This is a genomic window from Shinella granuli (genome assembly GCF_004341885.1).
Classification (GTDB): domain Bacteria; phylum Pseudomonadota; class Alphaproteobacteria; order Rhizobiales; family Rhizobiaceae; genus Shinella; species Shinella granuli.
The window spans coordinates 392957-419764 of sequence record NZ_SLVX01000001.1 but is presented as its reverse complement, the minus strand read 5'-3'; the positions used below and the strand labels follow the sequence as shown (position 1 = coordinate 419764).

Genomic DNA, 26808 nt, shown 5'->3' with positions numbered 1-26808 from the left:
CAAAGGCAATTCCATGCAGACCAACATGCGCAAAGAGATCAACGAAATCCCGGAAGCGGCGGCGCGCCTGCTCGAAAATTCCGCCAGCGCCGTTACGGCGGCCGGCAAGGCGCTCCGGGAGCGTGATCCGCAGTTCTTCGTCACCGTCGCCCGCGGCTCCTCCGACCATGCCGCGCTCTTCCTGAAATATGCAATCGAACTCACCGCCGGCCGGCCCGTCGCCTCGCTCGGCCCGTCGCTCGCCTCCATCTACGGCGCGAAGCTGAAGCTCGGCGGCGCGGCCGCCATCGCCATCTCCCAGTCCGGCAAGAGCCCCGACATCGTCGCCATGGCCGAGGGCGCGACCAAGGGCGGCGCGATCTCCATCGCGCTCACCAACACCCTGCCCTCGCCGCTGGCGGATGCCTGCACGCACTCGCTCGATCTTTCCGCCGGCCCGGAACTCAGCGTCGCCGCGACGAAATCCTACGTCAACTCCATCGTCGCCGGCCTTGCCGTGCTCGCCGAATGGACGGGCGATTCCGACCTCGACCGCGCCGTGAAGACCCTGCCGGAACAGTTCGCGAAGGCCGTCGCGCTCGACTGGTCCGACCTTGCCGGCGACCTCAAGGACGCCCAGTCGCTCTACGTTCTCGGCCGCGGCCCGGGCCTTGCGATCGCCAGCGAGGCGGCGCTGAAGTTCAAGGAAACCTCCGGCATGCACGCCGAGGCCTATTCCTCCGCCGAAGTGCTGCACGGCCCGGTCGCCCTCGTCGGCCCGTCCTTCCCGGTCATCGCGCTGGCCGCGCGCGACGCGGCGGAAGCCTCGGTCACCGGCATGGCCGACAGCCTCGCCGATCGCGGCGCCTATGCCTGCGTCACAGCCGCCGGCGCGAAAAGCGCGCGAAAGCTCCCCTTCGTCGCCACCGGCCATCCGATCACCGATGCGCTCGCCCTCATCGTGCCGTTCTACGGCTTCGTCGAGGCCTGGTCGCGCGGCAAGGGCCTCGATCCCGACAAGCCGGTCAACCTGAAGAAAGTGACGGAAACCCGATGACAGCACTCACCGCCCTTACCGGCGCCCGCATCTTCGACGGCGATCTGTGGCATGAGGACAGCGTGCTGCTGGTCGCGGACGGCAAGGTCGCGGCCATCGCGCCCCTTCGCGATGTGCCGGCCGACGCCCGCGCCGTGCCGATGGACGGGCTCTCGCTCGTTCCCGGCTTCATCGACCTGCAGGTCAATGGCGGCGGCGGCGTGCTGCTCAACGAGCGGCCGGACCTCGAAGGCATCCGCACGATCTGCGCCGCCCATGCCCGCTTCGGCACGACGGCCCTCCTGCCGACGCTGATCACCGACACTGTCGAGGTGACGACGGAAACCGTCGCCGCCGGCCTTGCGGCGCAGCAGGCGAAGGTGCCGGGCTTCCTCGGCCTCCATCTCGAAGGCCCGCATCTTTCGGTCGCCCGCAAGGGCGCGCATGATCCGAACCTCATCCGCCCGATGGAAGAAGCCGACCTCGCCCGCACCATCGCGGCGCGAAAGGGCCTCGATGCCCTCCTGATGACGCTGGCGCCGGAAAACGCCACCAACGAGCAGATCGCCGCGCTCCATGCGGCGGGCGTCACCGTCAGCCTCGGCCATTCGGATTGCGGCTACAGGACCGCCGCCGCCGCCGTCGAGGCCGGCGCCAGCATGATGACCCATCTCTTCAACGCCATGAGCCCGCTCGGCCACCGCGAGCCCGGCATGGTCGGCGCGGCGCTCGATCTCGGCCACCTCAATGCCGGCCTGATCGCCGATGGCTTCCATGTCGATCCGGCCTCCATCGGCGTGGCGCTGCGGGCCAAGCGCGGCCCCGGCCGCATCTTCCTCGTCACCGACGCGATGTCGACCATCGGCACCGACATGACGAGCTTCTTCCTCAACGGCCGCGAGATTTTTCGCGAAGGCGGGCGCCTGACGCTGGCCGACGGCACGCTCGCCGGCGCCGATATCGACATGGCCTCCTGCATCCGCTTCATGCGCGACCATGCCGGCCTCGACCTGGAGGAGGCGCTGCGCATGGCCTCGCTCTACCCTGCCGAGGCGATCGGCATGACGGGCCGCAAGGGCCGCCTTACCCACGGCCACGATGCCGACTTCGCGGTCATAGACGGCAATATCAACGTCCTCTCCACCTGGATCGCCGGCACGCCGGTCTTCGCCGCCTGATGTCGCCGCCACGGTTCTTGCGGGCCGCGGCGGAATCGGTTCTACCCCGTCGGATGATCTGACGTATCGATCCGGGAGCGCCTCATGCAATTGATCTTCGACGGCCACAACGACGTCCTCCTGCGCCTGTGGGAGAATGCCCGGAAGGGCGCCGACCCGATCGCCGAATTCATCGACGGAACGGACCAGGGCCATATCGACGCCCCGCGCGCAAAGAAGGGCGGCCTTGCCGGCGGCTTCTGCGCCATGTTCATTCCGCCGGTGGAGGACTATCCGCCGCGCGAGGTCGACGAGAACGGTCACTACAACATCCCGATGGTCGGACCGCGCGAGCATGCAGACGCACTGAAGATCGCGCTCGACATGGCCGACATCGCCGCCCGGCTGGAAAAGGCCGGCGGCCTTTCGATCTGCCGCTCCACGGCGGCGATCCGCGCGGCCATGGATGCCGGCCGCTTCGCCACCGTGCTCCATATCGAAGGCTGCGAGCCGATCGCCGAGGACCTGTCGAACCTCGAAAGCCTCTATGACAACGGCCTGCGCTCGCTCGGACCCGTCTGGAGCCGCCACAACCTGTTCGGCCATGGCGTGCCCTTCGCCTATCCCTCCTCGCCCGATACCGGCCCAGGCCTGACGGCGGCCGGCGTCGAACTGGTGAAGGCTTGCGACCGGCTCGGCATCATGATCGACCTCGCCCACATCACCGAACAGGGTTTTTGGGACGTGGCGCGCGAAAGCAGCCAGCCGCTCGTCGCCACCCATTCCAACGCCCACGCCCTGACGCCGATCTCGCGCAACCTCACCGACCGCCAGCTCGACGCGATCCGCGAGCGCAAGGGCATTGCCGGCCTCAACTACGCCACGACCATGCTGAGGGCCGACGGCCTCGAAAACCCCGAAACACCGCTTTCCGACATGGTGCGCCACATCGACCACATGGTGGAGCGCATGGGCATCGATTGCGTGGCGCTCGGCTCGGATTTCGACGGCGCGACCATTCCCGGCGCGATCCACGACGCCGCCGGCAGCCAGGCGCTCGTCGAGACGCTGCGCCAGGCCGGCTACGGCGAGGACGACCTCGCAAAGCTCTGCCGGGAAAACTGGCTGCGGCTCCTCAAGACCGTCTGGCGCGAAGCCTGACCAGAACAACCGGAAGGACACCATGGCCAAGCCCCTCATCGAACTCTGCGTCGAAGGCATCGACGGTTTTCTCGCCGCCCAGGATGCCGGCGCCGACCGCGTGGAACTCTGCGCCAGCCTGGTGGAGGGCGGCCTGACGCCGAGCCTTGCGACGATCCGCGCCGCGGTGACGGCGGCCAAGATCCCCGTCCATGTCATCATCCGCCCGCGCGGCGGCGACTTCCTCTATTCGCAGACGGAATTCGAGACGATGGTGGAGGACGTCACCGCCCTTGGGGACGAAGGCGTTTCCGGCGTCGTCATCGGCTGCCTGACGCCCGATGGCAGGATCGACGAGGCGCGCACGAAGCAGCTGGTCGAGGCCGCCCGGCCGATGTCCGTCACCTGCCACCGCGCCTTCGACATGACGGCCGATGCCGGCGAGGCGCTGGAGGCGCTCATCCGCTGCGGCGTCGACCGCGTGCTGACCTCCGGCCAGCGCGACAGCGCGCTGGAGGGCCTCGCCATCCTGAAGGCCGCCAACGAGCAGGCCGCCGGCCGCATCGTCATCATGGGCTGCGGCGCGCTCGATGCGGACAACATCCGAAAGGTCCGCGACGGCGCCAATCTCACAGAGCTGCACTTCGCCGCGCTGAAGACCGTGCCAAGCGGCATGGCCTTCCGCAACCCGCATGTCGGCATGGGCGGTACGCAGAAGGACCGGGAATACGAGGTGACGCTGACCGACGGGGACGCGGTGCGCGCCACCATCGCCGCGGCAAAATCGTAAGAGCAAGTCCGGCAAAAGCGAAAATGCTTCAAGGGCCGGCTTGCAAGCGGCCGGCGCCTCCTTACGTTGAGGACGGAACAAGGAGACCTGCCATGCCGCTGACGATTTCTGCCGCCCCCCGCCTTCGCACGGCCATCGCCGCCGGCCTGATGGCGCTTGCCGCCCTGCCCGCCGCCGCCGAGACGGTCGGCAAGGTCGGCGTCGACTGGATCGGCAACGACATCTACATCGACGCGGTGACCGACCCTAAGGTATCCGGCGTCACCTGCCACGTCACCTATTTCGACCGCAGCGTCATCGACCGGCTGAAGAAGGGCAACTGGTTCGAGGACCCCTCGAACAATGCCATCTCCTGCCAGCAGACCGGCCCGATCACGATCGGCGACATCGACCTCGACCGCGGCGGCGAGGAGGTCTTCAAGTCCGGCCTGTCGCTGATCTGGAAGTCGCTGATCGTCACGCGCATCTATGACAGGAAGAACGACACGCTGATCTATCTCGCCCATTCGCGCGAACTGACCGAGGGATCGGCGAAGATGTCGATCTCCACCGTGCCGCTCTATGGCGAGACCGTCACCTGGACCAACGGCAAGCCCTGAAAAAACGCCCCGGCACCTGAAGAGGTCCGGGGCGTTTTCGTTGATGGGGCAGCGGTTTACTTGACGTAGACAACCTTGCCGCCATCACCCGATGTCTGGATTTCGATGACGTTCTGCAGCTGGACGTTCTTGGAAGCCAGCGCTTCGGCCAGGCCCGGTTCGCCCTGCAGCTCGGCCTGGACCTTCTCCATCGTGGCCGGGTCGTTGGCCTTGAGGCTGAGGCGTTCGGCTTCGCCGCGCTTGCTGTCGTCAGCCTCCAGCGAGGACAGCGTGACGACATTCACATTGTCCGCGCTGATCGAACCCGTGGACATGCTGTCCGAGGTCATGGGCATCGTGGCGTCCTGGGCATAGGCGATGCTTGCCGCCGGCGCGGCGACAAGAAGCGAAGCAAGGGCAATCGTAACGGTCTTCTTCATGAGAATTCTCCATGTTGTCTTTATGGGTAGCATGGAAGAAACGGGGCGGGCTTCGCATGGTTCCTGACAAATCGCCGCGAAACCGCGCATTATTAAATGTTAATTTAGGATAATATACCGGAATTGTCTTCGGACGGCCGAAGGCACCCGGCCGGAAAACCGGCCAGATGCCCGAAATCGGAACGCTCTTCCTGCTGCGATCAGGCGGCCTGGGCGAGTTCGTCGGCGATGACGGTGTCGAGGTTGAGGAAGCAGACCATCGACTTCTCCAGCGCGACGATGCCGCGGCAGAAGGCGCGCTGGGCTTCCGGGATGATTTCCGGCGCCGGCTGGAGGGCTTCGCTCTTGATGGTCATCATGTCGGAGACCTGCTCGACGAGCAGGCCGACGAGCTTGCCGGCAATGTCCGTGACGATGATCGCCGAACGCTCGGACGGCTCCGTCATCTTCATGCCGAGGCGGCAGGCCATGTCGATAACCGGGATCACCGCGCCGCGCAGGTTGATGAGGCCGAGCACATAGGGCGGCGTGTGCGGCATCGGCGTCACCGGCGCCCAGCCGCGGATTTCGCGGATGGCCATGATGTCGATGCAGAATTCCTGCTCCCCGAGATGGAAGGAGACGATTTCGAGATAGGCGCCGGACTGTTTCAGGGCGTTGGACATGGGTGAGGCTCTTTCCAATCGACAATGGACTTGTTGGAATGCGCTGCACGGCGGACATCATGTCCAGCGGGTCTGACCGGCCCTTTGCGCGTTGTCCGAAAGTGGCAAAGAGAGATTAAACAATGGCTAAGGAACGGCACCGGAAACTGCTATTTTAGCCTCTTTCGATAAAATCCGGGCAGCAAACCGCCTTCCGTTACGGCAGTCCGCCCCGGTTTGAAATCCCGCGATTCCGGGCTATACTTGCCGGCATGGACAAGACCGCCCGCCGATACACCGCCCTGCCCGCTGCGCTCCTCGTGCTCGGCCTCGGCGTGATGGCCGCCACCGCCGCCTTTGCCGGCTGGCTGGAGCATGGCACGGCGATCTTCCTCAGCCTTGCCGAATCCGGCATGGCCTGGTGCTTCTGATCACAATTCCGCGAGACGCCGATCCTGCTTCGCATTGCGGCAATTGGCCCGTTTGCGCGCGTCCGACCGAAGGACTATGACACCGGCAGACCTCGGGACCTTGCTTATCGAAGGACTGCCATGAAGACCCTGCGCCTCGTACTGTGGATCGCCGTCGCGCTCGTCGCGGCCCTGCTCGGCTGGCTGACGCTGGAAATGACCAGGACGAAGGACGAGGTCGCGGGCGGCCCGTTCGGCGTGCCCTTCGAACTCGTCGCGCAGGATGGCAAGCCGATCACCGAAAAGGCCTTCACCGGCAAGCCCACCGCCCTCTTCTTCGGCTTCACCCATTGCCCGGAAGTCTGCCCGACGACGCTGTTCGAGATGAACGGCTGGCTCACCAAGGTCGATCCCGACGGCTCGAAGCTGCAGGCCTATTTCGTCACCGTCGATCCCGAGCGCGACACGCCGGAGCTGATCGGCCAGTATGTCGGCAACGTCTCCAGGCGCATCACCGGAATTTCCGGCCCGGTGGACAAGGTGCTGGACATGGTCAAGGGCTACCGCGTCTACTATCGCAAGGTGCCGCTCGACGAAGAAAAGCCCGACGGGGACTACACGATGGACCACACGGCCTCCGTCTTCCTGCTCGACGCGACCGGCCGCTTCGTCGGCACCATCGCCTATGGCGAGAACCCCGAGGTCGCCGAGCAGAAGCTCGCCAACCTGATCAAGGGATAAGGCTGCCGGCGGGCGATCCACCTTTGCCCTCGGCTTTCGGACATGCTAGGCGGACCTGAAACAACAGGGACCCCGAGCCGTGAGCGAAATCCGCCTCTACATCACCACGACCGAGAAGCGGGCCGAGATCGCCCTCTCGCTGATGACCGACGTCTTCGAGGACGAAGGCTATGCCATCGCGACGATGGAGATCGACGAGAAGAAGGACATCTGGGAAGCCTCCGTCTACATGTTCCGTAAGGACGAGGCGGAGATCCACGCGCGTTTCGCCGCGCTGCTTGCCGGCGAGTTTCCCGATGCGACGATCGAGCGCGAGGAACTGCCCGACATCGACTGGATCGCCAAGTCGCTGGAAGGCCTGAAGCCCGTGCGCGCCGCCCGTTTCGTCGTTCATGGCTCGCATGACCGCGGCAAGGTGCGGGCCGGCGAGATCGCCATCGAGATCGACGCCGGCCAGGCCTTCGGCACCGGCCATCACGGCACGACGGCGGGCTGCCTGGAGGTGATCTCCGACGTGATGCGCACGCGCAAGGTCAGGCGCGTGCTCGACCTCGGCACCGGCAGCGGCGTGCTGGCGATCGCCGCGCGCAAGCTTGCCCCGGTCACGGTGCTGGCGACGGATATCGACCCGGTCGCCACCCGCGTCGCGCAGGAAAACGTCCGCCTCAACGGCATCGCCTCCGGCATCACGCTGGAGACGGCGCCGGGCTTCCACTCCACCGCCTTCGGCCGCCACGGCCCCTTCGACCTCATCATCGCCAACATCCTCGCCCGGCCGCTGATGCGCATGGCGCCGCAGCTCTCCGCCCAGTTGGCGCCGCAGGGCGACGTTATCCTGTCCGGCATCCTCGCCTCGCAGCGCTGGAAGGTGCTTGCCGCCTATAACTGCGCGGGCCTGCGCCATGTGCGCACGATCTGGCGCGAAGGCTGGGTGACGATCCATCTCGACAATCGTCGGTGACGACGCCAGCTTGAAGCGGGGTGGCAACATTCCGCTTCAACGCGCGGGAATCGCAGGCAAAATAAAAGGCGGTGCCAGAGGCACCGCCTATGGGCCGGCAAACCGGCCTGCCCGCGAGCTTGAGGAGGAGTGCTCAAGCGGGCCTATGTGTTCCGAGCGCCTTCCCGGAGGAGGGAGGAGGAGTGACCGGCAAGACGCCTGATCGGAACACCTAGTCTTTTGCCTTTCGGCAGTTCATTTTGCGATCCGAAGGACTGGAGGAACTTTCACTTCGTTTCGCTTGAAGCGCGTTTTGTTTCGCTTCGTTGGCGCCGCTTATACAGGATTCGAAAATTCGCGACAGGGCCTTTGAGACATGGGTGCCATGCACGAAACGCATAAGTCCAATTGCAGACCTCTTCGCGATGCCGCGGGGTTTTCCTGAGCATGGCCGCCACCGTCATCCCGCTCATCGCGCTTGCGGTCATCGTCTTCGTGCTGTGGATCGCGATCCGCGCCAATATCGAGGCGCGCAAGAACCCCTACCGGGTCGAAAGCGCCACCCGCACCGAGGCGGAGCGCCGCCGCATCGCCGAATCCCTGCGTGATGCCCTCAGCCGCAAGCCGCTCGGCGCGGCGCTGGCCGAACGGCTCTGGCACAAGCTGACGAACGAGATGCCCGGCAATGGCGTGATCTACGACCATCACCGGGATTTCTGCGGCCAGGGCCTCATCCGTACCGAGGACGGCGTGATGCTGGCCGACGTGCAGGACGGCGGGGCCTATTTCGGCCCGCCCATCGCGGAATGGAAATCCGAGGAGGACTTCGTCGCCTTCCTCGCCCGCCAGTCGGATTTCTCGATGAGCGGCTGGGATGCCGGCGAACCCGCCTTCTTCACCGAGGACGACTGGTATCGCAACAACCAGCGCCTGACCCGCGCGGTGCTGGAACGCTATCTCGCCCGCCTCTGACGCGGCCGGCCGATGGGCTAAAGCGCATCGCGATCTTCCAGATTCGCTCCTTGCGCCTTAGCTCTTTGGTTTTTCGCATGTCGTTGCCGCAAAACCGCTGCACACTTTTGCGCGACATGCTTTAGATTGCCGGCACGATTCATCGCCATACCGGAAGTCTTCCATGTTCCAGAGTTTCGACGTCACCTCCACGCCCCAGTTCGGCCGCGAACGCGCCGATGCGCTGCGCGCCACCTTCGATGCGCTCGGCATCGACGGCTTCCTCGTGCCCCGCGCCGACGAATACCAGGGCGAATACGTGCCCGCCTCGGCCGAGCGCCTCTCCTGGCTGACGGGCTTCACCGGCTCGGCCGGCGTGGCGCTCGTCATGCGCGCCAACGCCGTGGTGTTCGTCGATGGCCGCTATGTCACGCAGCTTGCCGAGCAGGTGGACGGCAGCGTCTTCACCGGCGGCGACCTCGTCGGCGAACCGCCGCATCTCTGGCTGCAGAACCACGCCCCGAAGGGTTTCCGCCTCGGCATCGACCCGTGGCTGCACACCGGCGCGGAGGTGCGCCGGCTGGAAAAGGCGCTTGCCGGCCTCGGCGGCGCCCTCGTCCTCCTGCCCCACAACCCGCTCGACAAGGCCTGGACCGACCGTCCGAGCGAACCGCTCGGCCGCGTGACGATCCAGGCGATCGACCAGGCCGGGGAATTGGCCAGGGACAAGCTCGCCAAGATGGCGGAGGCGACCGCCAAGGCCGGCGCCGATGCCCTCGCCGTCACCGATCCCTCCTCCATCGCCTGGATTTTCAACATCCGCGGCAGCGACGTGCCGCACACGCCGCATCCGCTGGCCCGCGCCATCATTCCGGCAGAGGGTCGCCCGCAGCTCTTCCTCGACAAGCGCAAGACCGGCATCGAGCCCGAGGCCTATCTCACCCAGCTCGCCGACCTCGTGCCGCCGTCGCAGTTCGACGAGCGCATCGCGGCGCTCGCCGCCGAGGGCAAGCGCATCCTGATCGATCCCGACCAGGCTCCTTTCGCGCTTGCCGAGATCGTGCGCCGCAAGGGCGGCACGCTGGTCGAGGCCAACGACCCCGCCCGCCTGCCCCGCGCCTGCAAGAACGCCGTCGAGCTGCAGGGCTCCGCGCGCGCCCACCTTCAGGACGGCGCGGCCATGGTGGAATTCCTCGCCTGGCTCGATGAAACGACGCCGGGCACGCAGACCGAGATCGCCGTCACGAAGAAGCTGGAGGCCGTGCGCGCCAGCGTCGGCGAGCGCCACCAGAACCCGCTGAAGGACGTATCCTTCGACACGATTGCCGGCGCCGGCGCCCATGCCGCCATCATGCACTATCGCGTCACCACCGCGTCGGACACCGTCATCGAGCCCGGCACGCTCTTCCTGATCGATTCCGGTGCGCAATATATCAACGGCACGACGGACATCACCCGCACGGTGGCGATCGGCACGGTGCCGGAGGAGCAGAAGCGCTTCTTCACCCTGGTGCTGAAGGGCATGATCGCGATCAGCACCGCGCGCTTCCCGAAGGGCACGCGCGGCTGCGACCTCGATCCGCTCGCCCGCATCGCGCTGTGGAAGGCCGGCGCCGATTTCGCCCACGGCACCGGCCACGGCGTCGGCTCCTATCTTTCCGTGCACGAGGGCCCGCAGCGCATCTCGCGGCTTTCGACGCAGGAACTGCTTGCCGGCATGATCCTGTCCAACGAGCCCGGCTACTATCGCCCCGGCGCCTTCGGCATCCGCATCGAGAACCTGATCCACGTCCTGCCGGCGGCCCCGGTCGAGGGCGGCGACATGGACATGCTCGGCTTCGAAACGCTGACCTTCTGCCCGATCGACCGCCGGCTCGTCGTGCCCGCCCTGATGACGGACGAGGAGCTTGCCTGGCTCAACGCCTACCACGCGGATGTGCGCGAGAAGATCACGCCGCTGCTGGCGGACGACACGACGAAGCGCTGGCTGGAAAAGGCGACGGCGCCGGTCAGCCGATAAACTGACGCAGGACCATCACGACGACCCAGCCGATGGCCAGCACCGGAAGCAGCGAAAGACGCAGGCCAACGAGGAGGGCGACCGCCATCGTCAGGCTGACATCCAGCCCGCCCGTCACGGCTGCCGGCGCCACCAGCGTGGTGAGCACGGCGGCCGGAACGGCATTCAGCGCCGCTTCGGCGCGCGGCGGGATGCGCTTCATGCGCGTGATGAAGACATAGCCGCCGACGCGCGTGAGATAGGTCGCGATCGCGCCGGCGGCGATGATCAGCAGCGTCTGCATATGGAACAGCGTATCCATGCTCACGCCTCCCCTTCCACGACATCGCCGACCGTTGCCTCGTCGCCGTCGAGCGGCATGAGCGCGGCAACGAGGATGCCGGCCAGCGCCCCCAGGCTGACATGCCAGGGCGAACCGACGAAATGCAGCGCCAGGATCGAGCCCGCCGAGGAGGCCAGCACCACCGGCAGCCAGTTCGCCCGGCTGCGGAAGCCGAGCACGAGGCCCATGAAGTAGATCGGCAGCAGCACGTCGATGCCGATCGCCTTGGGATCGCTGATCAGGTTGCCGAGCAGGCCGCCGACGATCGTCAGGCAGAGCCAGGGCACATAGACGCTGAGGCCGAGCACAAGGGACCAGATATAGCTGACGCGGATGCCCGCATCGGCGCGGCGTTCGGTTTCGGCGAACTGCGGATCGGTGAGGAAGAACAGCGACGTCGCCTTCTGCCAGAAGGTGAGGTGCCGGATATGGGCGGCGATCGCCGCCGAATAGAGCACATGCCGGAAATTCACGGCGAAGATCGACAGCACCACCAGCCAGGGCGCGACATTGTGATCGAAGAGCTCGACGCCGACGAGCTGGCTGGCGCCGGCATAGAGCGTCGCGCTCATCAGCGCCGCTTCCGCGATCGTCAGGCCGTTGTCGATGGCGACGGCACCGAACAGGACGGCAAACGGTGCCGCGGCGATCGCCACGGCGCTGCCACGCCGGAAGGCATCGCGGATTTCATCTTTCGTGGCGGGGGTCATGGGTCTGCTCTATCTTGGGATCGTACAGCCATAGAGCAGCAAGGGTCCACCTGCAAACCAATATGGCTGATGGATCGTTCAGCGCCGTTGATCGATCAGCGTCGAATTTCGTCTGATGCTGATGGATGTCGCCCCCTCTACTCCGTCATGGTCGGGCTTGACCCGACCATCCACGCGGCAGCACCCGGGGCTGTGGATGGTCGGGTCAAGCCCGACCATGACGAAAGAGAGATAGAGCCAAGCGAAAGAGAGATGGCGCCGGGCGGAAGAGAGGTGGAGCCATGGATATGGCGCCAGACGAATGGAGAGCTGGCGCCCAGACGGAAGAGTGGCGCCCGGCAGTGCCGACAATCACCCCTTCTTGAGCTGGAACGTGTGCTCCGGCCCCGGGAAGCTGCGCGCCTTCACCTCTTCGGCATAGGTCGCGAAGGCCTCGCTCATGACGGGCGCGAGATTGGCGAAATGCTTGACGAAGCGCGGCTTGAAATCCGTGAAGATGCCGAGCACGTCGTCGACGACCAGCACCTGGCCGTCGCAGGCCGGCGAGGCGCCGATGCCGATGGTCGGCACCTTGACCTTGCCGGTGATCTCGCGCGCCAGCGGCTCGACCGTGCCCTCGATGACGATGGCGAAGGCGCCGGCTTCGTCGATGGCCGCGGCGTCCCGGCGGATCTTCTCGACCTCCTTGTCATTGCGGCCGAGCGAACGGTAGCCGCCTGTCGTGTTGATGAGCTGCGGCATCAGGCCGACATGGCCGAGCACCGGAATACCGCGCTGGGTGAGGAAATGCACCGTCTCGGCCATTTCCGCCCCGCCCTCCAGCTTGATCGCCGAACAGCCGGTTTCCTTGAGCACCCGGGCGGCCGTCGCAAAGGCCTGCTCCTTCGACTGCTGGTAGGAGCCGAAGGGCAGGTCGACGACGACGCAGGCATTGGACGAGCCGCGCATGACGGCCTGGCCGTGCGCGATCATCATCTCGATCGTCACGCCGACGGTGGAATCGAGGCCGTAGAGCACCATGCCGAGGCTGTCGCCCACCAGCATGAAATCGACATGCGGATCCATGAGCTTGGCGACCGGGGTCGTATAGGCGGTGAGGCTGACGATCGGGCGCTCGCCCTTGAGGGCCCTGATATCGGCGGGCGCCAGACGGCGCTTGGCGGTGTGTACGCTCATGTCACGCTACCTTTTTCGCGTTTTTCGGGCCAAGAACCCGGTTATCGAGGAGTTTCGTGCTCCCAAAGCGCACGAAAAGCAACAAAAGAACCGGCCTGTCGCCAACCGTGTCGATCTTGGCGAGCGTCTGCGGATCGCGGATCGCGACCACTTCGGGCCTTGCCAGCGGCTCGCTGGCAAGGAAGGCAGTAACGCTCGCCTCCAGCCGTTTCGCATCGGTCTCGCCGGCCATTATCAGCCGCTCGGCCTCCTCCAGCGCGCGCGGCACGATGACGGCAGCGGCGCGCTCCTCGGCCGAAAGGTAGACATTGCGGGAGGAACAGGCGAGCCCGTCCGCCTCGCGCACCGTCGGCACGCCGATCACCTCGACCGGCTGCGCCAGGTCCTCGGCCATGCGGCGGATGATGGTGAGCTGCTGGAAATCCTTCTCGCCGAAATAGGCGCGGTGCGGCTGGGCGATGTTGAAGAGCTTGGTGACGACGGTGGCGACCCCCGCAAAATGCCCGGGCCGGACGGATCCTTCGAGCTCCGAGCCGAGCGTCGGCACATCGACGACGGTCTCCATCGGCCGCGGATACATGTCCGCGACGCCGGGCGCGAAGAGATAGTGCACGCCTTCCGCCTCCAGCATCGCCTGGTCGCGGGCAAGATCGCGCGGATAGCGCGCCAGGTCCTCGTTGGCGCCGAACTGCAGGGGGTTGACGAAAATGGTGGCGACGACGACGTCGTTGTCGGCGCAGGCCCGCCGGGCAAGCTCCATATGGCCGACATGAAGATAGCCCATGGTGGGCACGAGGCCGATCGTGCGGCCGTCCAGCCGGTGGGGCGCCAGCGCCGCGCGCAGGTCCGCGATGGTGGTGAAGGTCTGCATCGGCGGTTCCTCCTTGCTCTCGCGCTCTCCCGCGGGCGATGCCCCCGCACGATCTCTGCGGATCGTTCCAGGAGGCGCCGTTTTCTATCTTGTGCAGCGCAAAAAGACAATCGGCAAACACCTTTGGCGGCTATCGTCCGCCCCGCTCGGCAGCATTGCATTTTGCGCACTGTACATTTCGCTCAATGCCCAGTAGAGAGCGCGTTGACACGCCCGTCGCATACGAGCGCAGAGTGCGACGCCAGATCGTCGCGGAACCCGAATTCCGAAAGACCCTACATGACGAGTTTTGAAGGCCTCGCTCCGGCGATGGCAAAGGCGTTGGAAAAACGCGGCTATACCACTTTGACGCCGGTGCAGGTCGCCGTCTCCGACCCCAAGATCGGCGATGCGGATGCGCTGGTTTCCGCCCAGACCGGCTCCGGCAAGACCGTCGCCTTCGGCCTCGCGCTCGCTCCGACGCTGCTTCAGGGCGAAGAGCGTTTTGCACGCGCCGGGAACCCGCTTGCCCTCGTCATCGCCCCGACGCGCGAACTTGCCATGCAGGTCAAGCGCGAGCTGGAATGGCTCTACGAGATGACCGGCGCCGTCATCGCCTCCTGCGTCGGCGGCATGGACGTGCGCAACGAGCGGCGCGCGCTGGAGCGCGGCGCCCATATCATCGTCGGCACGCCGGGGCGTCTTCGCGACCACATCACCCGCGGCAATCTCGACCTGTCCGAGATCCGCGCCGTGGTGCTCGACGAGGCCGACGAGATGCTCGACCTCGGTTTCCGCGAGGACCTCGAATTCATCCTGGAAGCCGCGCCGGAAGAGCGCCGCACGCTGATGTTCTCGGCCACCGTGTCGAAGGAGATCGCCACGCTCGCCAAGAACTACCAGCGTGATGCGCTGCGCATCTCGACCGCCGCCGAGCGCGAACAGCATGTCGACATCGACTATCGCGCCCTGCTGGTCGTGCCGGCCGACCGCGAGAACGCCATCATCAACGTGCTGCGCTACTACGATGCGCAGAACGCCATCGTCTTCTGTTCGACGCGCGCGGCGGTGAACCATCTGACCGCCCGCTTCAACAACCGCGGCTTCTCGGTCGTCGCCCTCTCCGGCGAACTCAGCCAGAACGAACGCACCCACGCGCTGCAGGCCATGCGCGACGGCCGCGCCCGCGTCTGCATCGCCACGGACGTCGCCGCGCGCGGCATCGACCTGCCGAATCTCGAACTGGTCGTGCATGCCGACCTGCCGACCAATCCGGAAACGCTGCTGCACCGCTCGGGCCGCACCGGCCGCGCCGGCCGCAAGGGCGTCAGCGCGCTCATCGTGCCGCTCAGCGCCCGCCGCAAGGCCGAGCGCCTGCTGCAGGCGGCGAACCTCAAGGCGAACTGGGCGACCCCGCCGTCCGCCGAGGACATCCTGCGCCGCGACGACGAGCGCCTGCTCGCCGACCCGATGCTGACCGACACGATCGGCGAAGACGAGATCGAGACGATCGACGCCCTCGCCGCGCGCTTCGATGCCCGCCAGCTCGCCGCCGCCGTCGCCCGCTTCTTCAAGGCCGGCCGCTCGGCGCCGGAAGACCTGGTCGAGGTCTCGCTCGAGCAGCGCAAGCCGCGCGAACGCGGCAACGACTTCATCCCGGCCGAAACCAAGCGCCCGCGCGAGGGTTTCGGATCGAGCGTGTGGATCTCCGTCTCGGTCGGCCGCAAGCAGCGCGCCGAGCCGCGCTGGCTGATCCCCATGCTCTGCCGCAACGGCAGCATCACCAAGAACGAGATCGGCGCGATCAAGATGCAGCCGGAGGAGACCTATATCGAGCTCTCCGCCGATGCCGCCGACGGCTTCCTCGGCCATCTCGGCCCGAACAGCATGCTGGAGCGCGGCATCCGCGTCACCGTGCTGGAGGGCCAGCCCGACCTGACGCCGCAGCCCTATGCCCGCACGCCCGGCGAGAAGACGCAGCGCTACGACCGGCCGGAACGCCGTGCCGACTGGAAGCCGAAGGGCGACTTCGACAAGAAGCCGCGTTTCGAGAAGAAGCGCGATTTCGACAAGCCCGAAGGCGCCGCCGCCAAGCCGCACTGGAAGGACCGCGAGGACGGCGGCAAGAAGCCGGCAAAGCCGTTTGCCGGCGCCAAACCCTTCAAGGGCAAGCGCGACGAGAAGTTCGCCAAGCCCGACGGCGCCCCGCGCAAGCCGAAGGCCAAGAAGCCGGACCGCTTCTGACGCGGCCGGCGCGTTTGGCCGTGGTTTGGCGACACACCGCGCGCCATTCTCAACGTCATCCACGGCGTGCCGGTGGGATGGATGCTCGGGTCAAGCCCGAGCATGACGGAGGAGAGCGTAGCAGGAGCCAAGGCCAACAGGCCTGTCGATCCAGCGCGGAACTTTCATCACCGCGCCGCATTACCCTCGCGCTTTTGCGAGGGGATTTTCATGACACGCGCCGAGGGCGACAAGGACGAGTTCAACCGCTTCGTGACCGGCCTCGGCCGGGGCGTCGCCGGCGCCCTCTTCCTCGCACTGCCCATGCTGATGACCATGGAAATGTGGTATCTCGGCTTCTACATGGCGCGCGAGCGCCTGTTCCTGCTGCTGCTCCTCAACATCCCCCTGCTGATCCTGCTCGCCCACCGCATCGGCTTCGAGAAGACCTTCAGCTGGCGCGAGGCGACACGCGACGCGGCGATCGCCTACGGCATCGGCATCCTGACCAGCCTGGTGGTGCTGACGGCGCTCGGCCTCCTGCGCGGCGGCATGCCGGCGAGCGAACTTGTCGGCAAGGTCGCGCTGCAATCGGTTCCCGCCAGCATCGGCGCCATGCTCGGCCGCAGCCAGCTCGGCCACAGTGAGGACGATGCCGACACCAGGGAGACGAGCTATCCCGGCGAACTGCTCCTGATGGCGGCCGGCGCGCTCTTCCTTTCGCTCAACATCGCGCCGACCGACGAGATGATGGTGCTCGCCTACAAGATGACGATCTGGCATGCCCTCGTCGTCTCCCTCCTCTCCATCGCCCTCATGCACGGCTTTGTCTATGCGGTGTCCTTCATCGGCGGCCACGAGCTTTCGCCGCAGACACCCTGGTGGCACGCCTTCGTGCGCTTCACCCTGCCCGGCTACGTCGTCGCGCTGGCGATCAGCGTCTTGGCGCTATGGATCTTCGAACGCCTCGACGACAGCTCGCCGGTCGAGATCATGCTGTCCGTCATCGTGCTCGGCTTTCCCGCCGCGCTCGGCGCCGCCGCTGCGCGGCTGATCCTGTGAGGCCGCCATGACCCGATCCGAACAGGGCCGCCACAGGGAAAGTCACGATCCGCACTGGATCGAGTGGCTGACCGGCCTCGTTTCCGCCCTGCTGATTGCCGGCATGCTCGGCTGGATCGGCTGGGAGGCCTTCACGCGGGAAGCGACACCGCCGGACCTTTCCATCGTGGTGCTGGCGACGGAGAAGACCGGCGCCGGATATCGCGTCACCTTCGACATTGCCAATTCCGCGACCACGACCGCCGCCGCCGTCACCGTCCTCGGCCGGCTGACGGAGGGAGAGAAGATCGTCGAGGAGAACCATGTGATCTTCGACTATGTCGCCGCGGAATCGAAATCGACAGGCGCCCTCCTGTTCGCAAACGATCCGGCCGGGCGGCGGGTGGAGATCCGCGCCGCCGGCTACACCGATCCGTGACGGCCGGCGTGAAAACGGGAACCAATTTCGCATCTGGGGATTGAACAAACGCAAGTATCCATGTCCGCATCGAAATGGGCATTCGACCGACCCTGCAAGGCTCCACCATGGCATGGCCCATTCTCATCCTGCTGATCACCCAGGTCCTCCTGCCGGCCTTCTTCCTTTCCTGGCTCTGGCTGCCGCGCCCGGTCGACCGGCTCGGCTGGTTCACGCGCGCCGCCTATGGCGCCGCCTATTTCTCCTTCATCGCCGTCATCGGGCGCTGGGATTTCCTGGGGGCGGCGCTCGCCTTCCTCCTGCCGGCCGCCTACGTCGTGGCGGCCGCCCTTTCCTATCTGCGCGTTCGCGACCGCCCCTGGAACGCGTCGTCCTCCCTGCTGCGCACGCACGGCTTCACCGCGGCCATGGCTGTCTTCTTCCTGGCGCTGACGGCCCGGGCCCTTTCCGGCTACGGCTACCAGGAGACGGCAGTGGAACTCGCCTTTCCCTTCGCCGCCGGCACCTATTATATCGGCCAGGGCGGCGGCACGGCCTCGATCAACCATCACCACGGCAACCAGAGCCAGCGCTTCGCGCTCGACATCGTCGCGCTCAACACGTTCGGCATGCGGGCGAACGGGCTGCTGCCGGAGGACCTTGCGGACTACGTGATCTATGACCAGGAGGTGGAGAGCCCCTGCAACGGCATTGCCATCTCGACCCATGACGGCATCGACGACAACCGCATTTCCGAGACGAACACCGAGGAGCCGGCGGGCAACCACGTCATCCTCGCCTGCGGCACGGCGCGCATCCTGCTCGCCCATTTCCGCAAGGGCTCGATCGCGGTCGCCGCCGGCGCGATCGTCACGAAAGGGCAAGCGCTCGGCCGGGTCGGCAATTCCGGCAATTCATCCGAGCCGCACCTGCACATGCACGCCTATCTCGGCGGCACGCGGGACTATAACGAAGGCCAGGGTGTCCCTATGACCTTCGATGGCCGCTTCCTCGTGCGCGGCTCGACCGTCACGGTGCCTTGATCCGCTCGAACCAGCCGTCTTCGTCGATCACCTCGACATTGAATTCCCGTGCCTTGTCGAGCTTGGAGCCGGCGCCCGGCCCCGCCACCACGAGGTCGGTCTTCTTGGAGACCGAGCCCGCCACCTTGGCGCCCAACCGCTCGGCCATGGCCTTCGCCTCGTCGCGCGTCATCTTTTCCAGCGAGCCGGTGAAGACCACCGTCTTGCCGGCGACCGGGCTCGAGCTTGCCACGACCGCCTCGGCCGCCTCCGGCGTCACCTCCTGCAGCAGCCGGTCGATCACGTCGAGATTGCGCGGCTCCTTGTAGAATTCGACCATCGCCCGGGCGACGACCTCGCCGATGCCGTCGATGCTGTTCAGCTCGTTCCAGGCCTCGCCGGAGAGCGAGACGGAGGCCTTCATCCCCTCCTCGAAGGCCGCATAGGTGCCGTAGGCGCGCGCCAGGAGCTTGGCATTGGTCTCGCCGACATGGCGGATGCCGAGGGCATAGATGAAGCGGTTGAGCGCGATCGACCGGCGGGCACCGATGGCATCATAGAGCTTGCGCACGCTGACCTTGCCGAAACCGTCGATGTTCTCCAGCTTGGTGAGCGAATCGGCCTGCCGCTTCTCAAGCGTGAAGATGTCGGGCGCGGTGCGGATCGTCAGCGACGGATCTTCCGCCGCGAAGAAGAAATCGATCTGCTTGGCGCCCAGCCCCTCGATGTCGAAGGCATTGCGCGAGACGAAATGCTTCAGGTGCTCCACGGCCTGCGCGCGGCAGACGAAACCGCCCGTGCAGCGCGTGACGGAATCGAGTCGGCCCGTCTTCTCGTTGCGCTCGCGCACGGCATGGCTGCCGCAGACCGGGCAGGTCTTCGGGAATTCGTAGCGCTGCGCCTCCGCCGGCCGCTTTTCCATCACCACGTCCAGCACCTGCGGGATCACGTCGCCCGCGCGCTGCACGATGACGGTGTCGCCGATGCGGATGTCATGGTCTTCCGCGCGGATGCGCTCGCCGCTATTGCCGATGCCCTCGATATAGTCGGCATTGTGCAGCGTCGCATTGGTGACGACCACGCCGCCGACCGTGACGGGCGTCAGCCGCGCGACGGGCGTCAGCGCACCGGTGCGGCCGACCTGGATGTCGATCTTCTCGACGGTGGTGAAGGCCTGCTCGGCCGGGAACTTGTGCGCCGTCGCCCAGCGCGGCGAGCGGGAGCGGAAACCGAGGCGTTCCTGCAGCGCCAGCTCGTCCACCTTGTAGACGACGCCGTCGATGTCGTAGTCGAGGTCCGGGCGGGCAAGGCCGATCTCGCGGTAATGCGCGATGATGTCGTCGACGCGGCAGAGCCGTTGCGTCAGCGGATTGACGGGGAAGCCCCAGGCCTTCAGCACCTCGATCATGCCATATTGCGTATCGGCCGGCATCGCCGACATCTCGCCCCAGGCATAGGCGAAGAAGCGCAGCTTGCGGCTTGCCGTCACCGTGGCGTCGAGCTGGCGCAGCGAGCCCGCCGCCGTGTTGCGCGGATTGACATAGGTCTGCTTGCCCTCCGCCGCCATCTTCTCGTTGAGCGCCAGGAAGTCGCTCTTGGCCATGTAGACCTCGCCGCGCACCTCGACGACGGCGGGCGCGCCGGCCGGCAGGCGGTTCGGAATCTCGGCGATGGTCAGCACGTTGGCGGTGACGTTCTCGCCCGTCGTGCCGTCGCCGCGCGTCGCCGCCGTCGTGAGACGCCCGTTCTCGTAGCGGATCGACATGGAAAGGCCGTCGATCTTCGGCTCGGCGGTAAAGGCGATCGAATCGTCCGGCAGACGGCCGAGGAAACGGTAGACGGAGGCGACGAAATCGCGGACGTCCTCGTCGGAGAAGGTGTTGTCGAGCGAGAGCATCGGGCGTGCATGGGTGATCGGCGCAAAGGTCGGCAGCGGGGCGGAGCCTACCCGGCGCGACGGGCTGTCGTCGCGGACGAGCGCCGGGAACCGCGCCTCGATCGCCTCGTTGCGCCGCTTCAGCGCATCGTAGTCGGCGTCCGAGATCTCCGGCGCGTCCTGGCCGTGATAGAGCTCGTCATGGCGCGCGATTTCCGCCGCCAGATAGGCAAGCTCGGCCGCGGCCTCTTCCTCGGTGAGATTGTCGACGGGGGTTTTCACATTTGCCATGGTCTGCTCCGGATCAGGCCACCGGTTTTAGAGAAAAGCTGACGAAAGGAAAGATGGAACAACCCCTCATCCCGCTGCCGCGACCTTCTCCCCGCAAGCGGGGAGAAGGGGAACGCCGCCCGGGCTTCCCAGATTTTCTCCGCCGATTGTTTGGGAACGGAGCCACATCGCCCTTCGCCCCGCTTGCGGGGAGAAGGTGCCGGCAGGCGGATGAGGGGCAGCCTCGCTACACCCCGCCTGAAAGCAGCCGCGCCGCGGCCGCCCTCGCCTCGTCGGTCACCGAGGCGCCGGCGAGCATGCGGGCGATCTCCTCGGTGCGGGCGCCGTCATCCATCCGGGCGACGCGGGTGGCGACCGTCTCGCTGCCTTCGACCGGCCCCTTGGAGATGAGCAGATGCGTCGCCGCGCGGGCCGCGACCTGCGGAGCGTGGGTGACGGAGAGCACCTGCACGGTCGAGGAGAGCCGCTTCAGCCGCTGGCCGATCGCATCGGCCACCGCGCCGCCGACGCCGGTGTCGATTTCGTCGAAGACGAGGGTCGGCGCGGAGCCGCGATCGGCGAGCGCCACCTTCAGCGCCAGCAGGAAGCGCGAGAGTTCGCCGCCGGAGGCCACCTTCATGATCGGGCCGGGGCGCGTGCCGGGATTGGTCTGGACATGGAATTCGACCGTGTCGATCCCCTCCTCCGCGCCGCCTTCCGGATCGGTGGCGATCTCGACGGTGAAGCGCGCACGCTCCAGCTTCAGCGCCGGCAGTTCCGCCATCACGGCGGCGGCGAGCGCCTCGGCCGCATGGTGCCGCTTGTCGGAGAGCGCGCGGGCGGCCTGGTCGAATGCGGCGCGCGTCTCGGCAAGATGGGCCTGAAGCCGCACCAGCTTCTCCTCGCCGGCATCGAGATCGGCAAGATCGGCGATCATCTTGGCTGCAAGCGCCGGAAGGCCGGTGACGGGCACGGAATATTTGCGCGCGGCGGCGCGCAGCGCGAAAAGACGCTCCTCCGTGCGCTCCAGCTCCTTGGGGTCGTATTCGGTCTTGCGCAGCGCCACCTCGACGGCCATCTGCGCATCGGAAAGCTGGTTCAGCGCCTGGTCGAGCAGTTCGACCGTCTCCTCCAGAAGGCCCGGCGCCTCGTGGCTCTTGCGCTCCAGGCGGCGCACGAGCGCCGCGATGAGCGGCACGGGCGAGGCATTGCCGTTCAGGAACTCGCTCGCCTCGTTGATGTCGCCGGCGATGCGCTCGGCCTTCATCATGCGGGCGCGGGTTTCCGCCAGCGCATCCTCCTCGCCGTCCTGCGGCGAGAGGGCCTCCAGTTCCTCGACGGAGGAGCGCAGGTAATCGGCCTCGCGGGCAGCGGCCTCCACCTTTTCGCGGTGGCGGCGCAGCGTGCGTTCGGCCTCCTTCCACTGGTGATAGAGCGTGCCGACATCGCCCGCCGCCTCGCCGAGGCCGCCGAAGGCATCGAGCAGCAGGCGGTGCGCATCGGTGTCGACGAGCGCGCGGTCGTCGTGCTGACCGTGGATCTCGACGAGACGCTGGCCGGCCTGCCGCATCAACTGCACGGAGACCGGCTGGTCGTTGACGAAGGCCTTGGTGCGCCCGTCGGCGGATTGCTGGCGGCGGAAGATGAGGTCGCCGTCGTCGTCTATGCCGTTGTCGCGCAGCAGCGCACGGGCGGCATGGCCGGGCGGCACGTCGAAGACGGCCGTCACCTGGCCGCGCTCCACGCCGTGGCGCACCAGAGAGCCGTCACCCCGCCCGCCAAGGGCGAGCGACAGGCTGTCGAGAAGGATGGACTTGCCGGCGCCCGTCTCGCCCGTCAGCACGGAGAGACCCGGCTCGAAAGCGAGGTCGAGCCGTTCGATCAGGACGATATCGCGGATCGAAAGCTGCGCCAGCATGCCGTGTTTGCTCTTCGGTCAGACGCCGAGCAGGTTCTTGCCGGCGCGCGAAATCCAGGATCCGCTGTTTTCACGCGGCTCAAGCCCCTTCGACTGAAGCAGCTTGTAGCTGTCGGCATACCACTGGCTGTCGGGATAGTTATGGCCGAGCACCGCCGCGGCCGTCTGCGCTTCCGTATCAACGCCCATGGCGTAATAGGTCTCGACGAGACGGGCGAGCGCTTCCTCGATCTGGTTGGTCATCGGATATTTCTCGACGACGACGCGGAAGCGGCTGGCGGCCGCGATATATTCCTTGCGCTCGAGATAGTAGCGGCCGACCTGCATTTCCTTGCCGGCGAGCTGGTCGCGGGCAAAGCGCATCTTGGTCTGCGCGTCCTCGACATATTCCGAATCGGGATAGTTCTCGACGACGGCCTGCATGGCTTCCAGCGTCTGCTGGGAGGCACGCTGGTCCTGCGTCACGCTCGGGATCTGCTTCCAGTAGGCAAGGCCGACGATGTACTGCGCGTAGGCCGCATCGGAAGAGCCCGGATACAGGTTGAGATAGCGCTTGCCGGCGGCGATCGCCTCTTCGTTGCGACCCTGGCGATAATTCGTGAAGGCCGACATGACGAGCGCCTTGCGCGCTTCCTCGGAGAAGGGGTGCTGGCGGTCGACGGCCTCGAACTTGCGGCTCGCCTCCCCCACCTTGCCGGCATTGAGGTTGGCAAGGCCCTGGTTGTAAAGCGTGTCGGCGGGTTCGGTCTCGCCGGTCAGCTTGGTGATGTCGATGTCCGGATCCGACTGGCACGCGGAAAGAACGACAGGCGAAGCTGCCGCAAAAAGCGTAAGATAGACAATGCGCGCCGTCTTCTTCACACCAACAGACCCTGCAACAACCATGTGACAATCCCAGTTCAACGGACGCGATGCAGTGACCCGCCGCGCGCGCCCCGCGTTGTATCTCCAAATGCCTGAAGACCGCAACGCCATGCCGACGCATTAACGCATTTTTATGGCAAGGCTGGCTGGAAAGCGGCGGCCGGGAACGTTCCCCTCAAAGGGACCAGGGTGCGAATTCCGGCGCATTGACGGCGATCAGCTCGCGCTGGCCGGGGCGCGAGCGCGGCGCGGCGGCTTCGACGACCTCATAGGCCGTGCGGTCGCTGAGCAGCGCCTTCAGCGCATGGGCGTTCATCTTGTGGCCGCCGCGATAGGAGCGGTAGCAGCCGATGAACTGCGCGCCGGCAAGCGCAAGGTCGCCGACCGCGTCGAGCGTCTTGTGGCGCACGAACTCGTCCTTGGCGTAGCGCAGGCCCTCGACATTGATCACAGCGTTGTCGTCGGAGATGACGACGGAGTTTTCCAGCGACGAGCCGAGCGCAAAGCCGGCAGCCCAGAGCTTTTCCACGTCGCGCATGAAACCGAAGGTGCGGGCGCGCGACAGTTCGTTGCGGAAGGTCATCGGCGTCAGGTCGCCCTTCCAGGACTGGCGGCCGATCAGCGGGCAGTCGAAATCGATCTCGACCTCGAATCGCGTGCCGTCATAGGGCGAGAACTCGGCCCAGGAGGCGCCGGCCTCGACGCGCACCGGCTTGACGATGCGGATATAGCGGCGCTTGACGGCGAGCGGGACGAGGCCGACCTGGTCGATCGCGTCGATGAAGGGCGCGGAACTGCCGTCCATGATCGGCATTTCGGCGCCGTGGACTTCGATGAGGACATTGTCGAGGCCGAGCGCATAGAGCGCGGCCATGACGTGCTCGACGGTGGCGATCGACGTCGCGGGCGTGAAGCCGAGCACGGTGCACAGATCCGTGTTGCCGACCTGCGCGGAGACCGCGCGGTATTCGCTGACGGTGCCGTCGTTATGCAGGCGCTGGAAGACGATGCCGCTGTCGGCTTCGGCCGGGTTGAAGATGATCGACACGGCAGCGCCGGAATGGACACCCGTGCCCGAAATGGTCACAGGGCTCGCAATCGTCGTCTGGAAACCGAGCATACCGATCGTCATGTGCATTCGCCTCGTCTTACTGTCGGCTCATTTCTCGCCGACATTCCGTCTTTCATGGGCTCGCGGGAGCCCCCGGTATTTCATTGGCCCAAGGATACCCCTGGCCGGGCGCGCTGCGCCCACCGACAAGTCCGCCTCAACGTCTGGAGTGATTTGATGCGCTCCGGCGTGATGCCGGCATCCGATCCCTGACTGGCCCCTGTGCCTAGGCTGAATGTAGTAGGTCCCTCAGGGCTACACAAATCACTGTTTCTTTCGCTTTGTTACGCTTTATTCCAGCGGCAAGCTCTTGATATCAGACGGGAATCAAAAATGCCCGGACGAGGGTCCGGGCATTTTGAAAACGGGCTCCGAAGAAGGCCTCAGTTCGACTGGCGGCGCAGGAAGGCCGGGATTTCGAGCTGGTCGTCCTCACCGAGCGAACGCGGCTGCGGGTTGGCGCGGCCGTGGTCGTCGAGCTGGCCGCGACGCGGGGCGTAGAGGCTGGCTTCGGCCGAGAGCGGGCGGCGCTGCTGCTGCGGCTGGGCGACCGGCTCCTGGGCGGCCTGCGGCTCCTCGTGACGGCCGAGCGAGGACGTCAGGCGCTTGAGCAGGCCCATCGGGCCCCGCTCTTCGCTGTGCGCGGCGGCCGGCTGCTGGGCGGAGCGGTGGTCGATCTCGGCCTGCACGACCGGCGGGAAGTCCTCGATCTTCGGCATGCGCATGGTCTGCGGCTCCTGACGGATGATCGGAGCGGCGGGCTCGACGCGCTGCTGCATGACCGGGGCCTGCTGCACCGGCTGCTGCTGGACCGGACGCTGCACCGGCATCTCGGCCGGGGCGGCGAAGAGGCGGTTCTGCAGGCGCGGCTCTTCCTGGACGGAAGCGACCGGCTGCTGGACCGGAGCCGGGCGGTTCACCGGAATGGCGAGTTCCCGCTCCAGGCTCTCTTCCGAGGCGCGGATGGCTTCGGCGATCGGGTCGACCACCGGCTGCTGGGCGACCGGCTGCTGCATGACGGGCTGCTGCTGGACCGGCTGCGGCTGGGGCGCGGCGGCCTGAACCTGCGGCTGGACCGGAACGGCGGCGGAGGGGCGGACTACCGGCTTGCTGTGGCTGCGAAAGTCAGCATGACGCGCAGCCACCTCCGAGGCCGCGCGGTCGATACCGGTTGCAACAACGGAGACGCGGATGAGGCCTTCGAGCTCTTCGTCGAAGGTTGCGCCAAGGATGATGTTTGCGTCCGGATCGACTTCCTCGCGGATGCGGGTCGCGGCTTCGTCGACTTCGAAGAGGGTGAGGTCACGACCGCCGGTGATGGAGATCAAGAGGCCCTGCGCGCCCTTCATCGAGGTCTCGTCGAGCAGCGGGTTGGCGATCGCCGCTTCCGCGGCGGCCATGGCGCGGCCTTCGCCCGACGCTTCGCCCGTACCCATCATGGCGCGACCCATCTCGCGCATCACCGAGCGGACGTCGGCGAAGTCGAGGTTGATGAGGCCTTCCTTGACCATGAGGTCGGTGATGCAGGCGACGCCCGAATAGAGCACCTGGTCGGCCATCGCGAAGGCGTCGGCAAACGTGGTCTTGTCGTTGGCGATGCGGAAGAGATTCTGGTTCGGGATGACGATCAGCGTGTCGACCGACTTCTGCAGTTCCTGGATGCCCTCTTCGGCAAGACGCATGCGGCGGCCGCCTTCGAAGTGGAACGGCTTGGTGACGACGCCGACGGTCAGGATGCCCTTGTTGCGGGCCGCCTGGGCGACGACCGGCGCTGCGCCCGTGCCCGTGCCGCCGCCCATGCCGGCGGTGACGAAGCACATGTGGGTGCCGTTCAGGTGATCGATGATCTCGTCGATGCACTCTTCCGCGGCGGCGCGGCCGACTTCCGGCTGCGAGCCGGCGCCGAGGCCTTCCGTGACGGCGACGCCCATCTGGATGATCCGCGAAGCCTTGGTCATCGTCAGCGCCTGGGCGTCGGTGTTGGCGACGACGAAGTCGACGCCTTCCAGGCCCGCGGTGATCATGTTGTTGACAGCATTGCCACCGCCCCCGCCAACACCGAAGACGGTGATGCGGGGCTTCAGCTCGGTGATGTCCGGCTTCTGGAGCTTGATAGTCATTGCAGTGTTCCTTTCGTTTCCGGCTGCTTCGCCCAGCCGGTCTATTCCCAAAACTCAAGTG

At 66.4% G+C, this 26808-nt stretch carries 25 protein-coding genes; 14 read left to right on the top strand and 11 right to left on the bottom strand.

Annotated features, from left to right (window positions below):
* Positions 1-13 precede the first annotated feature (13 nt).
* The 5 genes from EV665_RS01980 to EV665_RS01960 all read left to right on the top strand — a co-directional run bounded on the left by EV665_RS01980 (position 14) and on the right by EV665_RS01960 (position 4701).
* On the top strand, positions 14-1036 hold the full coding sequence (locus tag EV665_RS01980) for an SIS domain-containing protein (RefSeq protein WP_064332555.1): 1023 nt from the start codon (positions 14-16) through the stop codon (positions 1034-1036).
* Positions 1033-2193 carry an N-acetylglucosamine-6-phosphate deacetylase gene (gene nagA / locus EV665_RS01975; RefSeq protein ID WP_133032887.1) on the top strand — a complete coding sequence of 387 codons (1161 nt, stop codon included), beginning with the start codon at positions 1033-1035 and terminating at the stop codon, positions 2191-2193. Before EV665_RS01980 ends, nagA begins: the two co-directional genes overlap by 4 nt.
* An 84-nt stretch (positions 2194-2277) precedes the next feature.
* Positions 2278-3333, top strand: coding sequence for a dipeptidase (locus EV665_RS01970; protein WP_133032886.1), 1056 nt, complete (start codon positions 2278-2280; stop codon positions 3331-3333).
* Between the two features lie 22 nt (positions 3334-3355).
* On the top strand, positions 3356-4102 hold the full coding sequence (locus tag EV665_RS01965) for a copper homeostasis protein CutC (RefSeq protein WP_133032885.1): 747 nt from the start codon (positions 3356-3358) through the stop codon (positions 4100-4102).
* Between the two features lie 92 nt (positions 4103-4194).
* Positions 4195-4701 carry a CreA family protein gene (locus EV665_RS01960; protein WP_064330494.1) on the top strand — a complete coding sequence of 169 codons (507 nt, stop codon included), beginning with the start codon at positions 4195-4197 and terminating at the stop codon, positions 4699-4701.
* A 56-nt stretch (positions 4702-4757) separates the two neighbouring features.
* Here EV665_RS01960 and EV665_RS01955 read toward each other — a convergent pair whose 3' ends face one another.
* Both EV665_RS01955 and EV665_RS01950 read right to left on the bottom strand, forming a co-directional pair.
* Complete coding sequence (locus EV665_RS01955; RefSeq protein WP_064330495.1) at positions 4758-5120, bottom strand: hypothetical protein; 363 nt, start codon at positions 5118-5120, stop codon at positions 4758-4760.
* Between the two features lie 200 nt (positions 5121-5320).
* Entirely contained in the window at positions 5321-5785 is a 465-nt protein-coding gene (locus EV665_RS01950; RefSeq protein ID WP_023514279.1) for a chemotaxis protein CheW, read from the bottom strand.
* Positions 5786-6036: 251 nt separating this feature from the next.
* Here EV665_RS01950 and EV665_RS32180 point away from each other — a divergent pair, with 251 nt between their 5' ends.
* The 5 genes from EV665_RS32180 (at position 6037) to EV665_RS01925 (ending at position 10826) form a co-directional block, all read left to right on the top strand.
* A complete protein-coding gene (locus EV665_RS32180; RefSeq protein WP_162852945.1) occupies positions 6037-6195 on the top strand; it encodes a hypothetical protein in 159 nt (52 codons plus the stop codon).
* Positions 6196-6315: 120 nt separating this feature from the next.
* Positions 6316-6915, top strand: coding sequence for an SCO family protein (locus EV665_RS01945; RefSeq protein ID WP_133032884.1), 600 nt, complete (start codon positions 6316-6318; stop codon positions 6913-6915).
* A 79-nt stretch (positions 6916-6994) separates the two neighbouring features.
* Positions 6995-7876 (top strand): 50S ribosomal protein L11 methyltransferase, encoded by an 882-nt coding sequence (locus EV665_RS01940; protein WP_133032883.1) that lies wholly within the window; start codon positions 6995-6997, stop codon positions 7874-7876.
* A 426-nt stretch (positions 7877-8302) separates the two neighbouring features.
* Positions 8303-8827 (top strand): hypothetical protein, encoded by a 525-nt coding sequence (locus EV665_RS01935; protein ID WP_133032882.1) that lies wholly within the window; start codon positions 8303-8305, stop codon positions 8825-8827.
* 163 nt (positions 8828-8990) lie between these two features.
* Positions 8991-10826: an aminopeptidase P family protein gene (locus EV665_RS01925; RefSeq protein ID WP_133032880.1), complete on the top strand. Its 1836-nt coding sequence runs from the start codon at positions 8991-8993 to the stop codon at positions 10824-10826.
* On the opposite strand, the gene EV665_RS01920 is transcribed toward EV665_RS01925, so the two are convergent.
* The 4 genes from EV665_RS01920 to panC form a co-directional block, all read right to left on the bottom strand.
* A complete protein-coding gene (locus tag EV665_RS01920) occupies positions 10816-11127 on the bottom strand; it encodes an AzlD family protein (protein ID WP_064330500.1) in 312 nt (103 codons plus the stop codon). The two genes, EV665_RS01925 and EV665_RS01920, sit on opposite strands and share 11 nt — an antisense overlap.
* Positions 11128-11129: 2 nt before the next feature.
* Positions 11130-11858, bottom strand: coding sequence for an AzlC family ABC transporter permease (locus EV665_RS01915; protein WP_133032879.1), 729 nt, complete (start codon positions 11856-11858; stop codon positions 11130-11132).
* Between the two features lie 351 nt (positions 11859-12209).
* Positions 12210-13034, bottom strand: a complete 825-nt coding sequence (gene panB, locus EV665_RS01910; RefSeq protein WP_064330502.1) for a 3-methyl-2-oxobutanoate hydroxymethyltransferase — start codon at positions 13032-13034, stop codon at positions 12210-12212.
* Between the two features lies 1 nt (position 13035).
* Positions 13036-13905 carry a pantoate--beta-alanine ligase gene (panC, locus tag EV665_RS01905; protein ID WP_133032878.1) on the bottom strand — a complete coding sequence of 290 codons (870 nt, stop codon included), beginning with the start codon at positions 13903-13905 and terminating at the stop codon, positions 13036-13038.
* A gap of 279 nt (positions 13906-14184) precedes the next feature.
* On the opposite strand from panC, the gene EV665_RS01900 reads away from it, so the two are divergent.
* The 4 genes from EV665_RS01900 (at position 14185) to EV665_RS01885 (ending at position 18609) form a co-directional block, all read left to right on the top strand.
* Positions 14185-16128: a DEAD/DEAH box helicase gene (locus EV665_RS01900; RefSeq protein ID WP_133032877.1), complete on the top strand. Its 1944-nt coding sequence runs from the start codon at positions 14185-14187 to the stop codon at positions 16126-16128.
* 210 nt (positions 16129-16338) lie between these two features.
* On the top strand, positions 16339-17169 hold the full coding sequence (locus EV665_RS01895) for a TIGR02587 family membrane protein (protein WP_133032876.1): 831 nt from the start codon (positions 16339-16341) through the stop codon (positions 17167-17169).
* Positions 17170-17176: 7 nt separating this feature from the next.
* Positions 17177-17587: a TIGR02588 family protein gene (locus EV665_RS01890; protein ID WP_133032875.1), complete on the top strand. Its 411-nt coding sequence runs from the start codon at positions 17177-17179 to the stop codon at positions 17585-17587.
* A gap of 107 nt (positions 17588-17694) precedes the next feature.
* Positions 17695-18609 (top strand): M23 family metallopeptidase, encoded by a 915-nt coding sequence (locus tag EV665_RS01885; protein WP_162852944.1) that lies wholly within the window; start codon positions 17695-17697, stop codon positions 18607-18609.
* Here the strand turns inward: EV665_RS01885 and ligA are convergent.
* The 5 genes from ligA to ftsZ form a co-directional block, all read right to left on the bottom strand.
* On the bottom strand, positions 18596-20755 hold the full coding sequence (ligA, locus tag EV665_RS01880) for an NAD-dependent DNA ligase LigA (protein ID WP_133032873.1): 2160 nt from the start codon (positions 20753-20755) through the stop codon (positions 18596-18598). The genes EV665_RS01885 and ligA overlap by 14 nt on opposite strands.
* Positions 20756-20981: 226 nt before the next feature.
* A complete protein-coding gene (gene recN / locus EV665_RS01875) occupies positions 20982-22652 on the bottom strand; it encodes a DNA repair protein RecN (protein WP_133032872.1) in 1671 nt (556 codons plus the stop codon).
* 18 nt (positions 22653-22670) lie between these two features.
* Positions 22671-23537: an outer membrane protein assembly factor BamD gene (locus tag EV665_RS01870; RefSeq protein WP_064330508.1), complete on the bottom strand. Its 867-nt coding sequence runs from the start codon at positions 23535-23537 to the stop codon at positions 22671-22673.
* A 154-nt stretch (positions 23538-23691) separates the two neighbouring features.
* On the bottom strand, positions 23692-24648 hold the full coding sequence (lpxC, locus tag EV665_RS01865) for a UDP-3-O-acyl-N-acetylglucosamine deacetylase (protein ID WP_133032871.1): 957 nt from the start codon (positions 24646-24648) through the stop codon (positions 23692-23694).
* Positions 24649-25010: 362 nt separating this feature from the next.
* Positions 25011-26747: a cell division protein FtsZ gene (ftsZ, locus tag EV665_RS01860; RefSeq protein WP_064330509.1), complete on the bottom strand. Its 1737-nt coding sequence runs from the start codon at positions 26745-26747 to the stop codon at positions 25011-25013.
* Positions 26748-26808 lie beyond the last annotated feature (61 nt).

Coding starts and splice junctions, on each gene's coding strand:
- ligA (WP_133032873.1), bottom strand. CDS start 20,755: ATGGCAAATGTGAAAACCCCCGTCGACAATCTCACCGAGGAAGAGGCC.
- EV665_RS01965 (WP_133032885.1), top strand. CDS start 3,356: ATGGCCAAGCCCCTCATCGAACTCTGCGTCGAAGGCATCGACGGTTTT.
- EV665_RS01950 (WP_023514279.1), bottom strand. CDS start 5,785: ATGTCCAACGCCCTGAAACAGTCCGGCGCCTATCTCGAAATCGTCTCC.
- recN (WP_133032872.1), bottom strand. CDS start 22,652: ATGCTGGCGCAGCTTTCGATCCGCGATATCGTCCTGATCGAACGGCTC.
- EV665_RS01915 (WP_133032879.1), bottom strand. CDS start 11,858: ATGACCCCCGCCACGAAAGATGAAATCCGCGATGCCTTCCGGCGTGGC.
- panC (WP_133032878.1), bottom strand. CDS start 13,905: ATGCAGACCTTCACCACCATCGCGGACCTGCGCGCGGCGCTGGCGCCC.
- EV665_RS01890 (WP_133032875.1), top strand. CDS start 17,177: ATGACCCGATCCGAACAGGGCCGCCACAGGGAAAGTCACGATCCGCAC.
- EV665_RS01925 (WP_133032880.1), top strand. CDS start 8,991: ATGTTCCAGAGTTTCGACGTCACCTCCACGCCCCAGTTCGGCCGCGAA.
- EV665_RS01900 (WP_133032877.1), top strand. CDS start 14,185: ATGACGAGTTTTGAAGGCCTCGCTCCGGCGATGGCAAAGGCGTTGGAA.
- EV665_RS01935 (WP_133032882.1), top strand. CDS start 8,303: ATGGCCGCCACCGTCATCCCGCTCATCGCGCTTGCGGTCATCGTCTTC.
- EV665_RS01980 (WP_064332555.1), top strand. CDS start 14: ATGCAGACCAACATGCGCAAAGAGATCAACGAAATCCCGGAAGCGGCG.
- EV665_RS01970 (WP_133032886.1), top strand. CDS start 2,278: ATGCAATTGATCTTCGACGGCCACAACGACGTCCTCCTGCGCCTGTGG.
- nagA (WP_133032887.1), top strand. CDS start 1,033: ATGACAGCACTCACCGCCCTTACCGGCGCCCGCATCTTCGACGGCGAT.
- EV665_RS01960 (WP_064330494.1), top strand. CDS start 4,195: ATGCCGCTGACGATTTCTGCCGCCCCCCGCCTTCGCACGGCCATCGCC.
- ftsZ (WP_064330509.1), bottom strand. CDS start 26,747: ATGACTATCAAGCTCCAGAAGCCGGACATCACCGAGCTGAAGCCCCGC.
- EV665_RS01955 (WP_064330495.1), bottom strand. CDS start 5,120: ATGAAGAAGACCGTTACGATTGCCCTTGCTTCGCTTCTTGTCGCCGCG.
- EV665_RS01885 (WP_162852944.1), top strand. CDS start 17,695: ATGGCATGGCCCATTCTCATCCTGCTGATCACCCAGGTCCTCCTGCCG.
- EV665_RS01945 (WP_133032884.1), top strand. CDS start 6,316: ATGAAGACCCTGCGCCTCGTACTGTGGATCGCCGTCGCGCTCGTCGCG.
- EV665_RS01920 (WP_064330500.1), bottom strand. CDS start 11,127: ATGGATACGCTGTTCCATATGCAGACGCTGCTGATCATCGCCGCCGGC.
- EV665_RS01895 (WP_133032876.1), top strand. CDS start 16,339: ATGACACGCGCCGAGGGCGACAAGGACGAGTTCAACCGCTTCGTGACC.
- EV665_RS32180 (WP_162852945.1), top strand. CDS start 6,037: ATGGACAAGACCGCCCGCCGATACACCGCCCTGCCCGCTGCGCTCCTC.
- panB (WP_064330502.1), bottom strand. CDS start 13,034: ATGAGCGTACACACCGCCAAGCGCCGTCTGGCGCCCGCCGATATCAGG.
- EV665_RS01870 (WP_064330508.1), bottom strand. CDS start 23,537: ATGGTTGTTGCAGGGTCTGTTGGTGTGAAGAAGACGGCGCGCATTGTC.
- lpxC (WP_133032871.1), bottom strand. CDS start 24,648: ATGACGATCGGTATGCTCGGTTTCCAGACGACGATTGCGAGCCCTGTG.